16 protein-coding genes are annotated in these 15,555 nt (G+C 35.1%); 6 read left to right on the plus strand and 10 right to left on the minus strand.

Annotated elements, in window-relative coordinates; all coding sequences use genetic code 11:
* The first annotated feature begins 545 nt into the window (after positions 1-545).
* From LEP1GSC059_RS16140 to LEP1GSC059_RS16150, 3 genes are all read left to right on the plus strand, one after another.
* A complete protein-coding gene (locus tag LEP1GSC059_RS16140) occupies positions 546-1,250 on the plus strand; it encodes a hypothetical protein (protein WP_002176754.1) in 705 nt (234 codons plus the stop codon).
* Positions 1,240-2,010 carry an SDR family oxidoreductase gene (locus LEP1GSC059_RS16145; RefSeq protein ID WP_002176520.1) on the plus strand — a complete coding sequence of 257 codons (771 nt, stop codon included), beginning with the start codon at positions 1,240-1,242 and terminating at the stop codon, positions 2,008-2,010. Before LEP1GSC059_RS16140 ends, LEP1GSC059_RS16145 begins: the two co-directional genes overlap by 11 nt.
* A 177-nt stretch (positions 2,011-2,187) precedes the next feature.
* Positions 2,188-2,487 (plus strand): ArsR/SmtB family transcription factor, encoded by a 300-nt coding sequence (locus tag LEP1GSC059_RS16150; protein WP_000031888.1) that lies wholly within the window; start codon positions 2,188-2,190, stop codon positions 2,485-2,487.
* A 27-nt stretch (positions 2,488-2,514) separates the two neighbouring features.
* Here LEP1GSC059_RS16150 and rfaD read toward each other — a convergent pair whose 3' ends face one another.
* The 6 genes from rfaD to LEP1GSC059_RS16180 form a co-directional block, all read right to left on the minus strand.
* Positions 2,515-3,486 carry an ADP-glyceromanno-heptose 6-epimerase gene (rfaD, locus tag LEP1GSC059_RS16155; protein ID WP_002176597.1) on the minus strand — a complete coding sequence of 324 codons (972 nt, stop codon included), beginning with the start codon at positions 3,484-3,486 and terminating at the stop codon, positions 2,515-2,517.
* A gap of 14 nt (positions 3,487-3,500) precedes the next feature.
* The gene (locus LEP1GSC059_RS16160) at positions 3,501-5,258 is read right to left on the minus strand and encodes a UbiD family decarboxylase (RefSeq protein ID WP_020981069.1); all 1,758 of its coding nucleotides are present in this window, start codon (positions 5,256-5,258) and stop codon (positions 3,501-3,503) included.
* Positions 5,255-6,367 carry an A/G-specific adenine glycosylase gene (mutY, locus tag LEP1GSC059_RS16165; protein WP_036057854.1) on the minus strand — a complete coding sequence of 371 codons (1,113 nt, stop codon included), beginning with the start codon at positions 6,365-6,367 and terminating at the stop codon, positions 5,255-5,257. The genes LEP1GSC059_RS16160 and mutY overlap by 4 nt, the downstream gene beginning before the upstream one ends.
* Before the next feature lie 79 nt (positions 6,368-6,446).
* Complete coding sequence (gene ychF / locus LEP1GSC059_RS16170; RefSeq protein WP_002176658.1) at positions 6,447-7,544, minus strand: redox-regulated ATPase YchF; 1,098 nt, start codon at positions 7,542-7,544, stop codon at positions 6,447-6,449.
* Between the two features lie 39 nt (positions 7,545-7,583).
* On the minus strand, positions 7,584-8,804 hold the full coding sequence (locus LEP1GSC059_RS16175) for an LIC11612 family fibronectin-binding protein (RefSeq protein ID WP_017213592.1): 1,221 nt from the start codon (positions 8,802-8,804) through the stop codon (positions 7,584-7,586).
* Positions 8,805-8,810: 6 nt separating this feature from the next.
* The gene (locus LEP1GSC059_RS16180; protein WP_017213593.1) at positions 8,811-9,458 is read right to left on the minus strand and encodes a hypothetical protein; all 648 of its coding nucleotides are present in this window, start codon (positions 9,456-9,458) and stop codon (positions 8,811-8,813) included.
* Positions 9,459-9,520: 62 nt separating this feature from the next.
* On the opposite strand from LEP1GSC059_RS16180, the gene LEP1GSC059_RS16185 reads away from it, so the two are divergent.
* On the plus strand, positions 9,521-10,444 hold the full coding sequence (locus LEP1GSC059_RS16185) for a 4-hydroxybenzoate octaprenyltransferase (RefSeq protein ID WP_017213594.1): 924 nt from the start codon (positions 9,521-9,523) through the stop codon (positions 10,442-10,444).
* A 613-nt stretch (positions 10,445-11,057) separates the two neighbouring features.
* Entirely contained in the window at positions 11,058-11,672 is a 615-nt protein-coding gene (locus LEP1GSC059_RS16190) for a UbiX family flavin prenyltransferase (RefSeq protein WP_002176495.1), read from the plus strand.
* A 6-nt stretch (positions 11,673-11,678) separates the two neighbouring features.
* Here the strand turns inward: LEP1GSC059_RS16190 and LEP1GSC059_RS16195 are convergent, their stop codons facing one another.
* The 4 genes from LEP1GSC059_RS16195 to LEP1GSC059_RS16210 are packed head-to-tail and all read right to left on the minus strand — an operon-like array spanning position 11,679 to position 14,601.
* Complete coding sequence (locus LEP1GSC059_RS16195; RefSeq protein WP_002176576.1) at positions 11,679-12,368, minus strand: hypothetical protein; 690 nt, start codon at positions 12,366-12,368, stop codon at positions 11,679-11,681.
* Between the two features lie 52 nt (positions 12,369-12,420).
* Positions 12,421-13,464 carry an Mrp/NBP35 family ATP-binding protein gene (locus LEP1GSC059_RS16200; protein ID WP_017213595.1) on the minus strand — a complete coding sequence of 348 codons (1,044 nt, stop codon included), beginning with the start codon at positions 13,462-13,464 and terminating at the stop codon, positions 12,421-12,423.
* A gap of 1 nt (position 13,465) precedes the next feature.
* Positions 13,466-14,344 (minus strand): metallophosphoesterase family protein, encoded by an 879-nt coding sequence (locus tag LEP1GSC059_RS16205; RefSeq protein WP_002176746.1) that lies wholly within the window; start codon positions 14,342-14,344, stop codon positions 13,466-13,468.
* Positions 14,341-14,601, minus strand: a complete 261-nt coding sequence (locus LEP1GSC059_RS16210; protein ID WP_002152108.1) for a lipoyl domain-containing protein — start codon at positions 14,599-14,601, stop codon at positions 14,341-14,343. Before LEP1GSC059_RS16210 ends, LEP1GSC059_RS16205 begins: the two co-directional genes overlap by 4 nt.
* A gap of 67 nt (positions 14,602-14,668) precedes the next feature.
* On the opposite strand from LEP1GSC059_RS16210, the gene LEP1GSC059_RS16215 reads away from it, so the two are divergent.
* Positions 14,669-15,499: a hypothetical protein gene (locus tag LEP1GSC059_RS16215; protein ID WP_002176534.1), complete on the plus strand. Its 831-nt coding sequence runs from the start codon at positions 14,669-14,671 to the stop codon at positions 15,497-15,499.
* Positions 15,500-15,555: the final 56 nt, after the last annotated feature.

The raw sequence follows: 15,555 nt of genomic DNA on the forward strand, positions 1-15,555 counted from the left end.
AAAAAATAAAATGAACGTTATATCTTTACTCTTTAGAAATCAAAAGATTAGTCACAAAGTCCTATTCAAATAAATCTTAGAACGAATCCTTTTTTAAATTTTTTTAATAAAATCATTCTTACGATTTTATATAAAATCTGTAATCGTTTAATTCCGTTAGAACTTATTATGATAAACTCCGATTTCTTTTTGGGGAATATATCTTAAAAACTTACTGATTCAAAAATTAGAATTCTCAAAAGAAAAAAGATTCCCTTCTTATAAGATTCAATCCGATAAATCTTTAAAAGAAAATATGAAGAATTCAGAATACAAACTTTTCTGAAACTTTGAAAAAAATCGACTGACGATAGGTTATCAAATCCGATGACCTTAAGTTTTTTAAAGAATAGAATTTTGAATTTCGTGTTTTAGATTAGAAGATTTATCCGATTTTTAGAATATCTTAATTCTGGAATTTGATTGATTCCATCTCTTTATAATCGAAACTGACAGGGAAATTTTGTAGTGTCTGGCTTATTTATATTACGGGGATTTTAAGAAATATGGCAAAAAGTTTTCAAGACTTAGATCAAAAACTAACCGAACTCATTCAAACTCGTTCTCAAATTACGCTACAATCCTCTCGAATGAATTCCAAACTGGAACATTATGTACTCAAAGTCATTACGGAAATCTTAACCAAAGTAGGCCAAACCCGCTATATAGAAATGTTATATACGATTACAAAAGAGATGTCCATCAACGGAGTCAAAGCTAACCAAAAAAGGGTATTTTTCGAAGATGAAGGTTTAGATATTCGAAATCCAGAACATTATGAAAAAGGAATTACCGCCTTTAAAGCTAAGTTCTCTGAAAAAATGGTGGATGAATATGGCAAAAGATGTCTTGCCCGTGGAATTTCAGTAAAACTAAATATTACGTATACAAACGAAGGACTGATAGTAGAAGTAACGAACAATACTCCTGTAATACAAGAAGAAGAAGAAAGAATGCGGGAAAAAATGAAAAAGGCAATGTCATACAACGACATTGCTGAATTTTATATGGATAACATGGACAATACCGAAGGAGCAGGTTTAGGAATCGCGCTCATTATGATTTTATTAAAAAGTGAGAATATAGATCCTCAACTCTTTCGAATTATGACTCGGGAACATGAAACGGTCTCGAGGGTAGAAATTCCGTTTTCTGAAAATTATATCAGTATTAGAAGTAAAGAATTAAAGGAAAATAATCTTGGATATTAAAGGTAAAACAGTGCTCATTACCGGTTCCGCCAGCGGTCTTGGAAAGGCAATGGCCGAGCATTTCGCCAAAAAAGGGGCAAAAATCGTTCTTTCGGACATATCTGAAGAAAAACTGAAAGAAGCTGAAAAAGATATTAAAACTTTAGGAGCCGAAGTATTTTCTTTCAAAGCTGACGTATCCAAAGAAGAAGATGCAGAAAAGCTTATGCAGTCTGCAGTAAAACAATTTGGAAGTTTAGACGTAGCCATATTGAATGCCGGAATTTTAAGAGACGGGTTACTAATAAAAACAGACAAAGAAACTGGTAAAGTGATTTCTAAAATGTCTCTATCAAACTGGCAATCAGTCATAGACGTCAATCTCACCGGAGTATTTTTGACCGGAAGAGAAGCCGCAATCCAAATGATAGAAAGTAAAAGTAAAGGTGTGATCATTCCGATTGCATCCGTAGCGATGCACGGAAACCCAGGTCAGACAAATTACTCGGCTGCAAAGGCAGGAGTTGCCTCAATGACAAAACTATGGGCAAAAGAGTTAAGTAGATACGGCATTCGTGTGGCAGGGATAGCACCTGGATTTATAAAAACAGAAATGGTAATGAAAGATATGAACCCCGAAGCGTTAAAAAAATGGGAAGCTCTTATACCAATTGGTAGATTAGGAGAACCTTATGAAATTGCCCTCTCTGCAGACTTCATTGTTAGCAACGATTTAGTGTCAGGTGTTATATTAGAAATATCAGGTGGAGTAAAAATTTAATCGGAAATCATTTTTTTAAGAAAAGAACTTTACATTAAGATAAAATTGTAATAAAATAGTCCATAATTTACTGAATTGAGATTTAGTAGTTTACTAAAATTGAATAAACTTAATTTAGTATTTTGGTCTAAAAAGAGAAAGCATCTTCTTTTAGAAATATAAATAAGAGTAAAAACAATGTCTAAAGAAAAATCAGCATTAAAGAAAAACCAGTTAGAATCAGCAATTCGTGGAATCAAGGGGATCGCTCACCCTGATCGTTTGCAGATTCTTTTCTTCTTGTCTCAAAAAGAACACAGTGTAGGCGAACTTGTGGATTTACTGGGAATCAGCCAGTCAGCGGCTTCTCAACATCTCAGTAAAATGAAAATCAATGGAATTCTATCTAGCAGAAAAGAATCCAACCAAGTTTTCTATTACCTAAAAGACGGGAAGTATAAGGATCTAATTCGTACGATTGTTAAAATCTACGGTTAATCTTTAAACGACTACTTTAAAAATTAATTATGTACCCTCTTCTTGATCGAGGAGGGTTACATATTCCCTGACTGCCTCTTTCAATTGAGTAAAACCTTCTGAATAACCGGTTTTCAAAAGTTTTGTGGTATCTGCACAAGTATAATATTGGTATTTCGATTTAAGAGTTTCGGGCATTTCAATATATTCTATATTGATAGCAAGTTTTAAAGTATCAAAAATTGCGAATACTAGATCGTTCCAAGTTTCTGCAATTCCTCTTCCTAAATTGTAAATTCCATTATGATCACCAAATGCCAAATAGGCGGTAATTTTTGCTGCATCTTTAGCATATAAAAAATCTCTTTTTTGTTCTCCGTTCTTATATTCCGGTTTATACGATTTAAAAAGACGGATTTTACCTTCTTTTTTGATCTGTTCGTATCCTTTAAGAACCACACTTCTCATGTCTCCCTTATGCCCCTCCCCGTATCCAAACACGTTGAAGTATTTGATTCCTGTAATTCGATTTAAAAACCCTCGCCTTTGAGCGTATAAATCGAACATGTGTTTCGAATATCCATACATATTCAATGGTTTGAGCGAATCAATGGGGGCTTTATCGTCGTATCCGTTGGCTCCGTCTCCATAGGTAGCGGCGGAAGAAGCATATACAAATCGAACTCCATTTTTTAAAGATTCTTCGGCAAGAAGTTTTGTGTATTCAAAGTTATTTTCCGCTAAATAAGAAGCGTCTATCTCTGTAGTAGAAGAACAAGCTCCCAAATGAAACAATATATCATAATCTTTTAATAGAGAAAACCGAATCGTATAATCCAAAAAACTTTTTTTTTCCAGATAATCGGAATATCTTTTTCCGACTAAATTTTTCCATTTGGAAGAAGTTCCCAAATGGTCTACAACTAGAATATCATCGATTCCCAATCTATTGAGTTCTTGAACTAGATTGGAGCCGATTAGTCCAGCGCCACCAGTAACAATACATTTTTTTTTTGCCATAGAATTCAAATTTCCTAAAGTGAGTCTATCAGTCTACCAAATCTATTATCTACTCTTTGAATCGTTTTAGAGTCTGCTTCGGTCAACGGAGGATACCAGGTTTTCATTCTACAATCCACCACTATTGGAGGATAAAAAGCGGGGTGATTTCGAATTAATTTCGTATTCGCATAAATATCCCCCGCAGGCTCAAAACGCGTAAAAATGGACCAGATAAAATCGTGATCGGAACGGATAACGTCTTCGGAATCGTCAACTAGAAACACGAACAAAAAATCTTGGATCGCCTTTTCTTTTAAAAGTTTAGTAGGAACTCCGTCTTTTAATTTGTATTTAGGCCCGGATACTACTAAAACTCCTGGATAAGGAACTTTCGGATTTTTAAATAAAGAATTTCCAAACTTACCTTTAAACTGAGTTTTGAGATCGTTTTTCTTTTTACCAGAACCTAAAAAGATTGATTTACTTCCTTGATTTACAACAGGTCCAGTATAATCGAGAGTATCCTGAGAGATATTTGCAAAAATATGAAGATCCGTAATTGGATTCATTCTTTCTAATACTGTAATAAACGTTTCTCTAAAATTCTTTAGGTCCACGTCTTGGTCAGTCACGAGCAATACTTTAGTAAGAGAAAGTTGTCCTTCTCCTAAAATTCTAAGAGCTCCCGTAAAAGCCTCTCCTTGGTATCTTTCCTTTACAACGGCGGCTGCAAGAGAATGTACTCCGGATTCTTCATAAGCCCATACTCCTTTTACGGCAGGCATCACAACCGGAAACAAAGGAGACAAAAGATCTTGTAAATATTCCGCAATCCAATGATCCTCCTGAGGAGGACGACCCACTACGGTCGCGGGCCAAATTGCGTCTTTTCGATAATAAATCCGTTTTACTTGAACAATCGGATAATCATGTTTTAAAGCATAATATCCGTAGTGGTCTCCAAAGGGACCTTCCGGTTTTCGAATTTTTGGAGGAATGACTCCTTGAATTAGAAAATCTGCATCGGCAACAATCGGTAACGGAGAAACATTTCCTTTTTTTTGAATTTTTAATTTTTCACCTAACAATAAAGAGGCGAGGATCAATTCACTGATTTCCTCTGGAAGAGGAGCGATCGCTGCAATGGTCAGAGCAGGGGGGCCTCCCGTATAGATATGTACAGGAAGAGAACGATCTTCTTTTTCCGCTTCGTAATAATGATTTCCTCCTCCTCGGTGAATCTGTATATGCATTCCGGTTTCCATAGATCCGTGAATTTGAATTCTATACATTCCCAAATTACCTTTTCCGGTTTTAGGACTTTCGGTATATACCAAAGGAAGAGTCACAAACCTTCCACCGTCCTTGGGCCAGGACATCAACGTCGGAAGCTCATGCAAAGAATCTAATGTGTTTTCAAGAACAGGAGCCGAACCGACCTTTTTGAGGCCCACCTTCAAGGCTTGAAAGGCGACATTTCTTAAATCCCAAATTTTTGCTGGCGTTGGAGGAAGAATGTGTTGGATCGTAGTTGCAATTTTTTGCACAAACCGGATCGGATCTTCTCCGAAAGCTATTTTCATTCTTTTTTCGGAACCGTAAAGATTGGTTACTACGCTAAAACGAGAACCTTTTACATTTTTAAAAAGAACCGCTGGTCCTCTTTTGGCGACAACCCTCCTTTGAATTTCAGCTAATTCTAATATTGGGTCCACTTCTTCTTCGATAATTAGAAGCTCATTTTGTATTTGTAATTCTTTTACAAACTCCGAAGTAGATCTAATTTTCATAATTTAAGTTCCGGTTGTTTTTTATTTTTAAGTTTGATCAGTTTACCGGAAATGGAAGAAGGAAATTCTTCCTTAAGATCCGATTCGTGTACCCATTTAAATTCTATGTGTTTCTTTTGTTTTAGATTTTTTTCTATTTTAGAAACGTTTTTCTCTTCTAACTCGCTGAATTTCAATCGAATCTTGTGATTGGTGATCGAATGTTTTGTTTGAAGAGAATTGGAAACAATTCTGGGATCTTGAAATAATTCCTCTACCCATTCGTCTTCTTTATAAGGATGTTTTCCCTCTAATCGAAACGGTAACGAATAAATCGTTTTAAAAAATCTTCGAGTTGTATATTTCACCAAAAGAATTTTATCTTCCGATTTCAAAAAAAGAAAATTGAGATCCAGATCTACCCAATTTTCCACAGACTTAGAGATAGGGATTTCTTTTTCTTTCCCTGCGGCTCTTGCTTTACAATGATTTTGTAATGGACAAGCAAAACAATTTGGAATCGGAACACAAACGAGAGCTCCTAATTCCATTACGGCTTCATTATGATCTCCGGGAAACTCTGTATTTAGAAATTCCTGCGCTAAATCCGCAAGTGTTTGGTTAGTCGAAGTTAAACTAGGATCAGATTCGATCAAAAACAATCTAGATAAAACTCGTTTTACGTTTCCGTCCAAAACTGCGTGAGGTTTTCTATAAGCAATCGACAAAACGGCGGAAGCGGTATAACTTCCTACTCCCGGAATTAAAAGCGCTTCTTCATAATTTTCAGGAAAACGACCTTCGTATTTTTCGACAAGAAGGCTAGCTCCTTTTTTTAAATTTTTAGCCCTGGAGTAATACCCAAGTCCTTTCCAATATTTCATTACTTCTTCTTCCGAAGCTTCACTCAATGAATTTGGATCTGGAAATCTTTTTAAAAAAGTTTCATAAATAGGAAGCATAGCAGAGACTCGAGTTTGTTGAAGCATAATCTCACTCACCCAAATTCTATATGCGTTTTTATTAATTCGAAATGGTAGTTCTCTTTTGTTTTTATAAAACCAAGAAAGTAAATTTTTTCTAAGTTCTATGATCAGTTTAGAATCGATTGAGTTCGTATTCAATTTCACTGTAATCCTATTTTAAAAAGAATCGTTCTAAAAACTTAAAAAGAAAAACAATCTTCAACAACGTCAAAACACAATTTCTTCAGGCGTTGATTCTAAAATAGATCACGTCCCCATCCTGAACGATATATTCTTTTCCTTCAATTCTAAGTTTTCCCTCTTCTTTTACTTTTGTCTGAGTACCGGCCCTATTCAGATCCTCGTAACTCATCACTTCGGCCCGAATAAAACCTTTTTCAAAATCAGAATGGATTACAGAAGCTGCCTTAGGACCGGTGCTATTGAAACTAGTTGTCCAAGCCCTAACTTCTGCTTCTCCTGCAGTAAAAAAAGTGATCAAACCTAGAAGTTTATATGCAGTTTTGATCATACGATCTAAACCACTTTCTGTTTCTCCAATTTCTTTAAGAAATTCGAGTTGTTCGTTTCGATCTAAACCGGAAATTTCTTCTTCAAAACGACCGCAAAGAATTACAAGCTCTGCGTTTTCTTCTTTTGCCATTTGTCTGATTTGATTTAATAAAGGTGTATCTTTTTTGGCGGCGTCCTTGTCTGCTATGTTTGCCACATACATAACTGGTTTTAATGTAATCAGTTGAAAAGATTTGGCGATTTTTTTTTCCTCGTCTTTTAATTCGGCGAGTCTTGCAGGTTTTCCCGCTTTTAAAAGTATTAAGATTTTTTCAAGAACAGAAGTTTGTTCCTGCGCTTCTTTATTTCCATTTTTGGCATTTTTTGAAACCCTTTGAAACTGTTTATCCGCGCTGTCTAAATCCGCGAAAATTAACTCCATGTTTACAATGGCGGCGTCCTCTACTGGATTTACTTTTCCGTTAACGTGAGTAACGTTTTCATCTTCGAAAGCACGCACAACGTGACAAATCGCATCCACTTCTCGGATATGGGAAAGAAATTTATTTCCAAGGCCTTCTCCTTGGCTGGCGCCTTTGACAAGACCGGCAATATCCACAAATTCAATGATTGCAGGAACTATCTTTTGAGGTTTTGCAATTTCTGCCAGTCGATTCAATCGTAAATCCGGAACTTCTACAATTCCTTTGTTAGGTTCGATGGTACAAAAAGGATAGTTTTCCATCTGCGCACCCGCTTTTGTAAGTGCGTTAAAAATAGTGGATTTACCTACGTTGGGAAGACCTACAATACCGCAATTCAGACTCATGCGATCCAGATTTTCCGGAACAGGCGAAAAGTAAAATCGTTATTCCAGTTCCCAGGATTTACCAGAACCGTCGCTATTGAGAGAAAAACTTTCTTGTCTGAGACGAATCAATCTGTCCCCTCGAAAGAAAAAATGTAAAACCGAAATTCCATTTGGAATTTTAGCAGACACACAACCGATAGAATGAACCCCATCTTTAAATCTTAAATCCTGTGGAAAATCCAAGAATTGAATCCAAGTATCTTCTTCCTTTTTTCGTGAAAGTAAATCTTCAGGAGTTTTTTCTCCGATTAAAAATAGAATTGGATTGGATTCCAGAGAAATCGCCAAATTGACGTTTGTTGAAAACCAAAACTTTAAGGAATCAAAACTCAATTCAAAAAAGTCGTATCGAATCGGATCATTTACAGTCGTTGTTTGAGAAGTTTCCTTTGAAATGGAAGATTCTACTTTTTTCTTAGAACTGTAGATTGAAGTTGAATCTTTTTTAACAGAACCGGAACCCTTGTTTTTCTTAAAACTTTTGGAAGATTTTGTTTTTGGATTTTTATTCGATTTAGAAAAATCGTTTTTAGGAACAAGATTCTCTTGAGAAGTTTCCTTTGAAATTGAAGATTCTGGTTTTGACACACCTTCTTGTGCAGAAACAGTATTTTCTTTTTTAGATTGATCTTGTGTTTCGGAAATTTTAGAAGACTCGGTTTTTAAAATATCCGCAAATGAATCATCTGATTTTAGAGTTGAAGAAGAACTTTGAGAAACATTTTTCTTTGTTACATTCAAAAAACGTTTTTTGTTTTTTGTCGACTTTCCGGTTTTAGATTTTTGATTTGATTTCTTTTGAGATTTGAAGTTTTTTTTAGATTTTTCGATTTCTTTTTTCTCTTCTACAAAACCGATCCAAGGAACGGTATCGTTTAGAAAATTTTCCTGTACATTTTTTGGAAAAATATATAGATCGTATCCGTTTTCTCCGGCGAGTTTCAATTGTTCCGTAGGAGTTTCGGAAGAAAAAGCTCCGTAACCTACAAAATACGCGGTCCCACTTTCTTGAATTCGTTTATTTTTAAGTCTTTTAAAAAACAAAGAAGTAGATCTATAATAACGCGGTTTATCCGCTTGAGAAGAAGGTTTACAAACAAATACAACACTAATAGGACGATCTTTAAGTCCACCCGCTTCGGAAAATACATTCTGAAAACAGAATATACCTACCGTTAAAAAGATCGTAAAAACTTTTTTGAAAACGTTTTGAAACATCCTAAGTTAATCGATTCCTACGGATTTCAATAGAGTTTGTTCAAATTTCAGATAATTTTTTTCTTCTTTTTCTTGAAATAACGAATAACGTGTTTTGTATTCAGAATCTTCCTGATAAAGAGCATTTTTCATTTCCAAAAGATGAGATTCCTCTTCCTTCAGAATCGCTTTTAAACTGACTGGAATTCCGTTCTCTTCTAAAATTTGATCGTATTCTTGATAGAGAAAATCCGCTCTTTCTTCAACGAGGTGGGTCACATAAAGATAAGAAAGAAAGGATCGTTTTTTACCTTTGATACCGGATGAAGTTAAGTTTTTTAAAACCATTCCGTCCAGTCTTTGAAAATATAAGAATGCGGAAAAACCGCAGTGTAGATTTTCCATTTGATAATCAGGACAGGTACCCGGAGAAACTCTTTCACTCATTCTTTTGAAAAAGTGGGCGTGTCTGGTTTCTTCAGATGCGTGTCTCAAAATCATCTCTCCTACCGCAAATCCGCTTTGAGTCGCAAGAATTTTTCTAGAACCGATATGTTCTAAAAAAGAAATCGTATTTAACCATCTGGAATGTATTTTCTGGTCTTGTATAATTTTGTTAAGAAAAGAACGTATGTTTTTTGTGGATAAAGAAAGATTTGTCAAAGCGGCTGTCATAGACGTATCCTTTTTTAAAGGGCGGAAAAAATCATCGCTTTTTAGGCTTTCTTTCTGATTTTATGCAGGAAAAGAATTTTGGAATTTTAAAGATCATGAATCAAACTCTAACATCTCTGAAGCAATACGGAAGTCTTATTAAGTTTTCTCATACATTATTCGCGCTCCCTTTTGCTGGAATTGCGTTTGTTCTATCCTTTCTAAAAACACAAGGGAAATCTGTATCAGACTGGATTATTCTTTCAATTTTAATTTTGATTTCCATGATATTTGCAAGATCCGCAGCTATGGGTTTTAATCGAATCGTAGATACGGATATAGACTCAAAAAATGAGCGTACTCGAGACAGAGAAATTCCAGCAGGTAAAATTTCAAAACGTTCCGCGGTTTTGTTCGTTGTTCTATCCTCTTGCGGATTTTTAATCGTGAGTTGGTTTATCAATCCGATGGCGTTTCTACTTTCTTTTCCTACCTTGATCATTCTTTTAGGATATTCTTTGGCAAAAAGATTTACTTGGTTTTGCCATTTTATTTTAGGTTTTTCGATCGGACTCGCGCCACTTGCAACTTGGGTGGCAGTTCGAGGAGAAATCGTTTGGGAACCGATTCTTTGGACAATTGGTCTTGCATTCAATCTGGCCGGGTTTGATATTCTTTACGCTTTACAAGACCAAGAATTCGATCAAAAAGAAGGACTTTATTCCATACCTACAAAGTTCGGAAGAAAAACTTCTCTTAGAATTGCAATCGCGAGTCATATTCTTTGTATCGGATTCTTGTTTATGGCCGGTTTTGTTTCTGGACTTGGATTTATATTTATCATATTTTTAGTAGTTATCTCATATTTTCTTTTTCAAGAACACAAAATTGCTAGGACTTCTATAAATCATTTTTTTCCTCCAAAATTCTATCAGATTCATTCTTATATTTCTTTGATACTGTTTGGTGGTTTGTTGTTTGATCGAGTTTTATATTTTTATTTTTAGGAAATAGAATCTTATAAACTTCTCGGTAAATTTCGCTTAGAATTTGTTTCAAAACTCTAAAAAATGACAGCGATCGTTTTTTATGTTGGGAATTTTTATAAAATCCAAATGTAATATTCTTTAGTGCGTGTAACTACCGCTCAATTAAAAATTCATTTTATAGAAGTCCCAATAATTAGATGTAATAGTTCCCACATGAATCTAAAATAAACGTGGCCATTCTTTCTATCTCATAAACTTCTAATATAAAAAGGATTTACAATAATTTTATACTTCTAGAGACTTTAATCTTAGTTTGTAATAGTTCGGTTTCACTCAAAAACTATATAAAAGAATACCCGATCTTTTACAATAGAGTAAAACTTTACGATTAAGATTCCGATGTATGAAAAAAAAACTATGGTAAAAGTTAGAATCCTTCAAAAAAGTCAACAATTCCAGATTAGACACAACCTTAAGAACTTCTATATTTTTAATAAAATGACTGTTAATTTTTTGTATTATTTTTATACATCCGAGCATTCAATTTTATAAAGATCAGTATTATAAATTCTAAAAATTAAAAATGTAGACCAAAGAATTTTAAAATTTCTGTATATAATGAAGAGATAAAATGAAACTTGTTTTAGGAATAGCAGGAGCCAGTGGCTCTATTTACGTGGAAAGATTTATCAAAGCGCTTTTTACGATCGAAGGAACTACCTTTTTAGTCTGTAGTAATGCATCTCTTAGAGTTTTCAGAGAGGAAATGGAATGTCAGGTTTCTTCATCAAAAGAATTACTAGATTTTATCGTTTCTAAATATAAGATCCAAACTAATCATCATAAATTTGAAATCCGTAGTTTTACGGATATAGGAGCGGATATAGCCTCTGGTTCTAATTTTTGGAATGCGATGGTAATTCTACCCTGCTCTATGAAAATGATCGCTTCGATTAACGCCGGTTTGACGGAAAACCTAATTGAAAGAGCCGCTGACGTCACTTTAAAAGAAAGAAGAAACCTTATAGTAGTTCCAAGAGAAACCCCCTACAATCGGATTCATCTGAAAAATATGCTGGAACTTCACGATGCAGGTGGGATCATATTACCCGCTTCTCCAGGGTTTTATCAATTACCTAAAACTCTAGAAGACATAGGGGATTTTATCAGCGAAAAAGTTTTTAAACTTTTAGGTATGGAAATGAATCTATATCCACCATGGACCCCTAAAAATACAGGGGAATAATCCTGATTAGGCGAAGTATTCTATGTCGTGAATTTTCTTCTTAAGCGTGGATGCGTCTTCATAGTTTTCTTTTGAAATCGCGTTGAACTTTTGAAGATAAAGTCCGATCAATTCCTCTCCGGTTTGTCCAGGCAAAGAAAGTGCCTTTTTGAAATTATCTAAGTCGAACTCGGGATGTTTCGTCGAAAAGTTTTCTACTAGCTGATCCATTTTAATGAGAGATGCTTCTCTCGCAATTCCAGTAGATCTTCTGATTTTAAGAGAAAGATTTGCGAGCACATCTAAATATTCTCGAACACCACTTTCTTCCTCCGGAAAATTGACCTGTCCTCCGCCTACTTCCCGATTTTTACAAATCTCTACATATTTGATCACTACACTATTGAACTGATCCATTCTTTCTTGAATGTAATCGTTAGAAGCTTCTTTAGACGCAGGCATCTCGAAGTCTTTAATTTTGATCACGTCGTATTTTTCTATATTTTCCGATATGACCTTTTTTAATTCCTCATAACTTTCCAACGATACTGGAGGAAACGTTACGACAGGAAAATTTTCCCCAATTTTTAGAAAGCTAACAACCACGTTAGACGCGATGATCTTTCCTCCGGGGCTGAGAGGGTTTTCACCAAATACATTACAATATACGATTAAATTACCTGTTGGGTTTTTCTCGGATCCCTTTTCAAATTTCAAGGTTCACCTCCCGTCTCTGTCTCTCTATGTACAACAGACTCCAAAGCATGTATTATTCCCACTTTTTTATTTCTTCATTTAATTTATCGAATATGATTTTATAAGCTTGATACACAGGTCCGTTTTTATCCTTGAGTATTATAGGTTTACCATCTTCTCCTGCATTCATAATTTCCATTGTAAGAGGAATGCCACCAAGAAAACTTGTTTCAGATGATTCTGCCAATTTCTGACCACCTCCTTTACTAAATATGGCAGAAGCGTGGCCACACTTAGGACAAATGAATTCACTCATGTTTTCTACGATTCCAAGAATAGGAACTTTTACTTGAGAAAACATCGCGGAAGCTCTGTTCGCGTCTAACAAAGCAACAGACTGAGGTGTAGTTACGATTACAGCTCCATTCAAATCAATCAACTGTGCAAGAGAAAGTTGAACGTCTCCGGTACCAGGTGGAAGATCTATAAATAAATAATCCAGTTCATCCCAAACGATGTCGTATAAAAACTGTTCCACAGCTTTTCCAAGCATAGGACCTCTCCAGACCACTGGTTGTTTTTCATCGATTAAAAAAGAAAACGAAATCAATTTGAGTCCGTCTTTTTCTAAAGGATAAATTTTATCTTCTTCTGCTTTTAACGCCACTCTTCCATTGATTCCAAACATTTTTCCAACGGATGGACCATAAATGTCCGCGTCTAAGATCCCAACTTTGTATCCAAGAGAAGCCGCCATTGCTGCTAAGTTTACAGTCACAGTAGATTTACCTACCCCGCCTTTACCGGAACCGATCGCGATCACATTCTTAACTCCTGGGATTTTATTGGAATCATCCAGAATGAGTTTCGGATCTACTTCAAATTTAATCTTTATTTTTCCGACCCCTTCCAGTTTGGCCAGGCTCTGACGGATCTGTGCTTCCAGACCAATTTGAATTCTTCTGTCTTGGTTTGGAGTTTTTAAAAGTATATTTGTTTCTCCTTCTTGTATGTCGAGGGAACCGATCATACCTAAAGATACAATATCCTTCTTTAACTCGGGATGTTTGATTTTAGTTAATTCTCTTTGAATTTTAACTGCTTCGATTGTTGCCATTCTATTCCTTTTCCAAATAGGAAACCAAAGGGGCTTCCGTAAACTTAGACCTTTCTAAATTGTAAGTATATCTTTGAATTTTAACTTTCTGTTTTTGAATTTCGAGAAGATGAAAACCACTTTCGTGTTTTACATCCGGAAGACGAGTACTAGATGCAGAATTGATTACGTAATAGGGTAATTTTTCTCCAGGAAATTTTACCCAGTTCGTATGAACATGGCCGTGTAAATAAACAAGAGGAGGTTGTTCTTTTAGTAAGGAAACGATCTCTTCTCGATTTAGTAATTTATGATGTACTGTTTCTTGTTTATCACTCGGATTCCAAATTGGATGATGACATACTAGAATATAATTCGTAATTTTTTTTTCGGAAAGAAATCTTTTTGTTTGTGTGACAATTTCCGGATGGATCCACCCATGAGCATTTAAGATGGAAAGAGGAACACTTGAATCCCAACCCACAAAATGAAGATTTTGAATCTTTTTGATTCGAATATAACTTTTGTTATGCGAAATAGATTCGCCTGAAAGTTCAGAGAAATATCTTTCATACAAAGCGTTCTCTCCGGAAGATTGTTTTACATAACGGTCATGGTTTCCAGGAATATAAAAAACTTTTTCTAAAGGAAGTTCGTTTAATATTTTTTTGGCTTTTTTAAATTCCTCTTCATGAGATACATTGGTAAGATCTCCAGATACTACGATCGCATCCGGATTTGTCTCTTGAATAAAAGTTAAGATAGAATCTAAAACTTTTTTAGGATATTTACTCTTTCTTCTAAGATTATAATTTAAATATCCCACAAACATCTTACCCTTAAGTTGAAAGAATGGGAGAGAAGTCGGAAAGTGTAAGTCTGATAGATGAAGAATTTTCATTCGGATTCAGAAAGCTCTAAAATTCCCAACACTTCGCCTTTGCGAACAATAGCCCCTTTCTCTTTTATAATTTGCGTTAGTGTACCTTTCACTGGGGACTCCATAGGAAAACACGCTTTATCTGTAACTAGTTCTAAAACCTCTTGACCTTGCTCAACTAAATCGCCTATTTTCGAATTCCAGTGAACGAGTTCTATCTTGTCGGTATCTCCTAGGTCTGGCGTGATCAATTCAAAAATGTAGGATTTTGATTTCATAGTTTAAAACAAACTTGCGTAAAAGACTTTGTACATCAATGATACCTAAAAAACTCGGCGGGGATATATGGCAAACCAGAAAACGGCGCTTAAAGGCAACGAGATTCTGAAAAATATCGAGGCTCTTAAGAAGAAAAAATTCTTTCATCTTGAACTCAAAGGTCTCACTAAACCCACTCGAGACATTTTATCTGAACTCGTAAATGGAATTTTATCAGAGATAGGAGCCAATCCATTAGCAGGTTTTCACCTGTTCAGTGGGCTTATGGAGGCTTTGCTTAATGCAATTAAGGCCAACATTCGACATATCATCTTTAGAGATGAACTTCTTAAAAAATTAGAACAAGGAGAATCCAGTCGTCAAGACGCGGAAGATCTTCTAGAAATTATCATGGAAACTTCTATGCTTAGAGACGCAATGCATCGTTATATCGTTCCAGAAAAAGTGAAAAAACAAGTACAGAGTGTACTTTTTTTAGAAGATAAAATTCGTACAAAAAAGAAAGATCTTACAGAAACCGAAAAGACTTTTCTAACCGACGTTCGAACAAAAATCAAAAAGTACAACATGAATATTTCTCTGAAAATTCGTATCACCTCGGAAGATTTAAGTTTTCGAATTCGAAACGATTCTCCCATTCATCACTTAGATTTTCAGAGAATCCAAGAATCCAGACTCAAACACAAAGAACTTTTTGATCGTGGAAATTCCGCAGATTTTTTTCGTCCAGAATTTTTAAATGAAAAAGAAAGCGCAGGTTTCGGAATTGCTATGATAGACGAGGGTTTTTATTCTATCGGCCTAAATCCTCTCGATTTACTTACAATCACATCCGGTGCAAGGACTACTACAGTTTATATGAAATATCCGATTACCGGACTGAAAATGGAATTTTAATGTATTATAAAATTCACATTAGTCATTAGCAAATTATAAATTTATTATAGAATTCT

The organism is Leptospira noguchii serovar Panama str. CZ214 (assembly GCF_000306255.2).
Lineage (GTDB): Bacteria > Spirochaetota > Leptospiria > Leptospirales > Leptospiraceae > Leptospira > Leptospira noguchii.

Coding starts and splice junctions, on each gene's coding strand:
- LEP1GSC059_RS16140 (WP_002176754.1), top strand. CDS start 546: ATGGCAAAAAGTTTTCAAGACTTAGATCAAAAACTAACCGAACTCATT.
- LEP1GSC059_RS16150 (WP_000031888.1), top strand. CDS start 2,188: ATGTCTAAAGAAAAATCAGCATTAAAGAAAAACCAGTTAGAATCAGCA.
- rfaD (WP_002176597.1), bottom strand. CDS start 3,486: ATGGCAAAAAAAAAATGTATTGTTACTGGTGGCGCTGGACTAATCGGC.
- LEP1GSC059_RS16160 (WP_020981069.1), bottom strand. CDS start 5,258: ATGAAAATTAGATCTACTTCGGAGTTTGTAAAAGAATTACAAATACAA.
- ychF (WP_002176658.1), bottom strand. CDS start 7,544: ATGAGTCTGAATTGCGGTATTGTAGGTCTTCCCAACGTAGGTAAATCC.
- LEP1GSC059_RS16175 (WP_017213592.1), bottom strand. CDS start 8,804: ATGTTTCAAAACGTTTTCAAAAAAGTTTTTACGATCTTTTTAACGGTA.
- LEP1GSC059_RS16180 (WP_017213593.1), bottom strand. CDS start 9,458: ATGACAGCCGCTTTGACAAATCTTTCTTTATCCACAAAAAACATACGT.
- LEP1GSC059_RS16185 (WP_017213594.1), top strand. CDS start 9,521: ATGCAGGAAAAGAATTTTGGAATTTTAAAGATCATGAATCAAACTCTA.
- LEP1GSC059_RS16190 (WP_002176495.1), top strand. CDS start 11,058: ATGAAACTTGTTTTAGGAATAGCAGGAGCCAGTGGCTCTATTTACGTG.
- LEP1GSC059_RS16200 (WP_017213595.1), bottom strand. CDS start 13,464: ATGGCAACAATCGAAGCAGTTAAAATTCAAAGAGAATTAACTAAAATC.
- LEP1GSC059_RS16205 (WP_002176746.1), bottom strand. CDS start 14,344: ATGAAAATTCTTCATCTATCAGACTTACACTTTCCGACTTCTCTCCCA.
- LEP1GSC059_RS16210 (WP_002152108.1), bottom strand. CDS start 14,601: ATGAAATCAAAATCCTACATTTTTGAATTGATCACGCCAGACCTAGGA.
- LEP1GSC059_RS16215 (WP_002176534.1), top strand. CDS start 14,669: ATGGCAAACCAGAAAACGGCGCTTAAAGGCAACGAGATTCTGAAAAAT.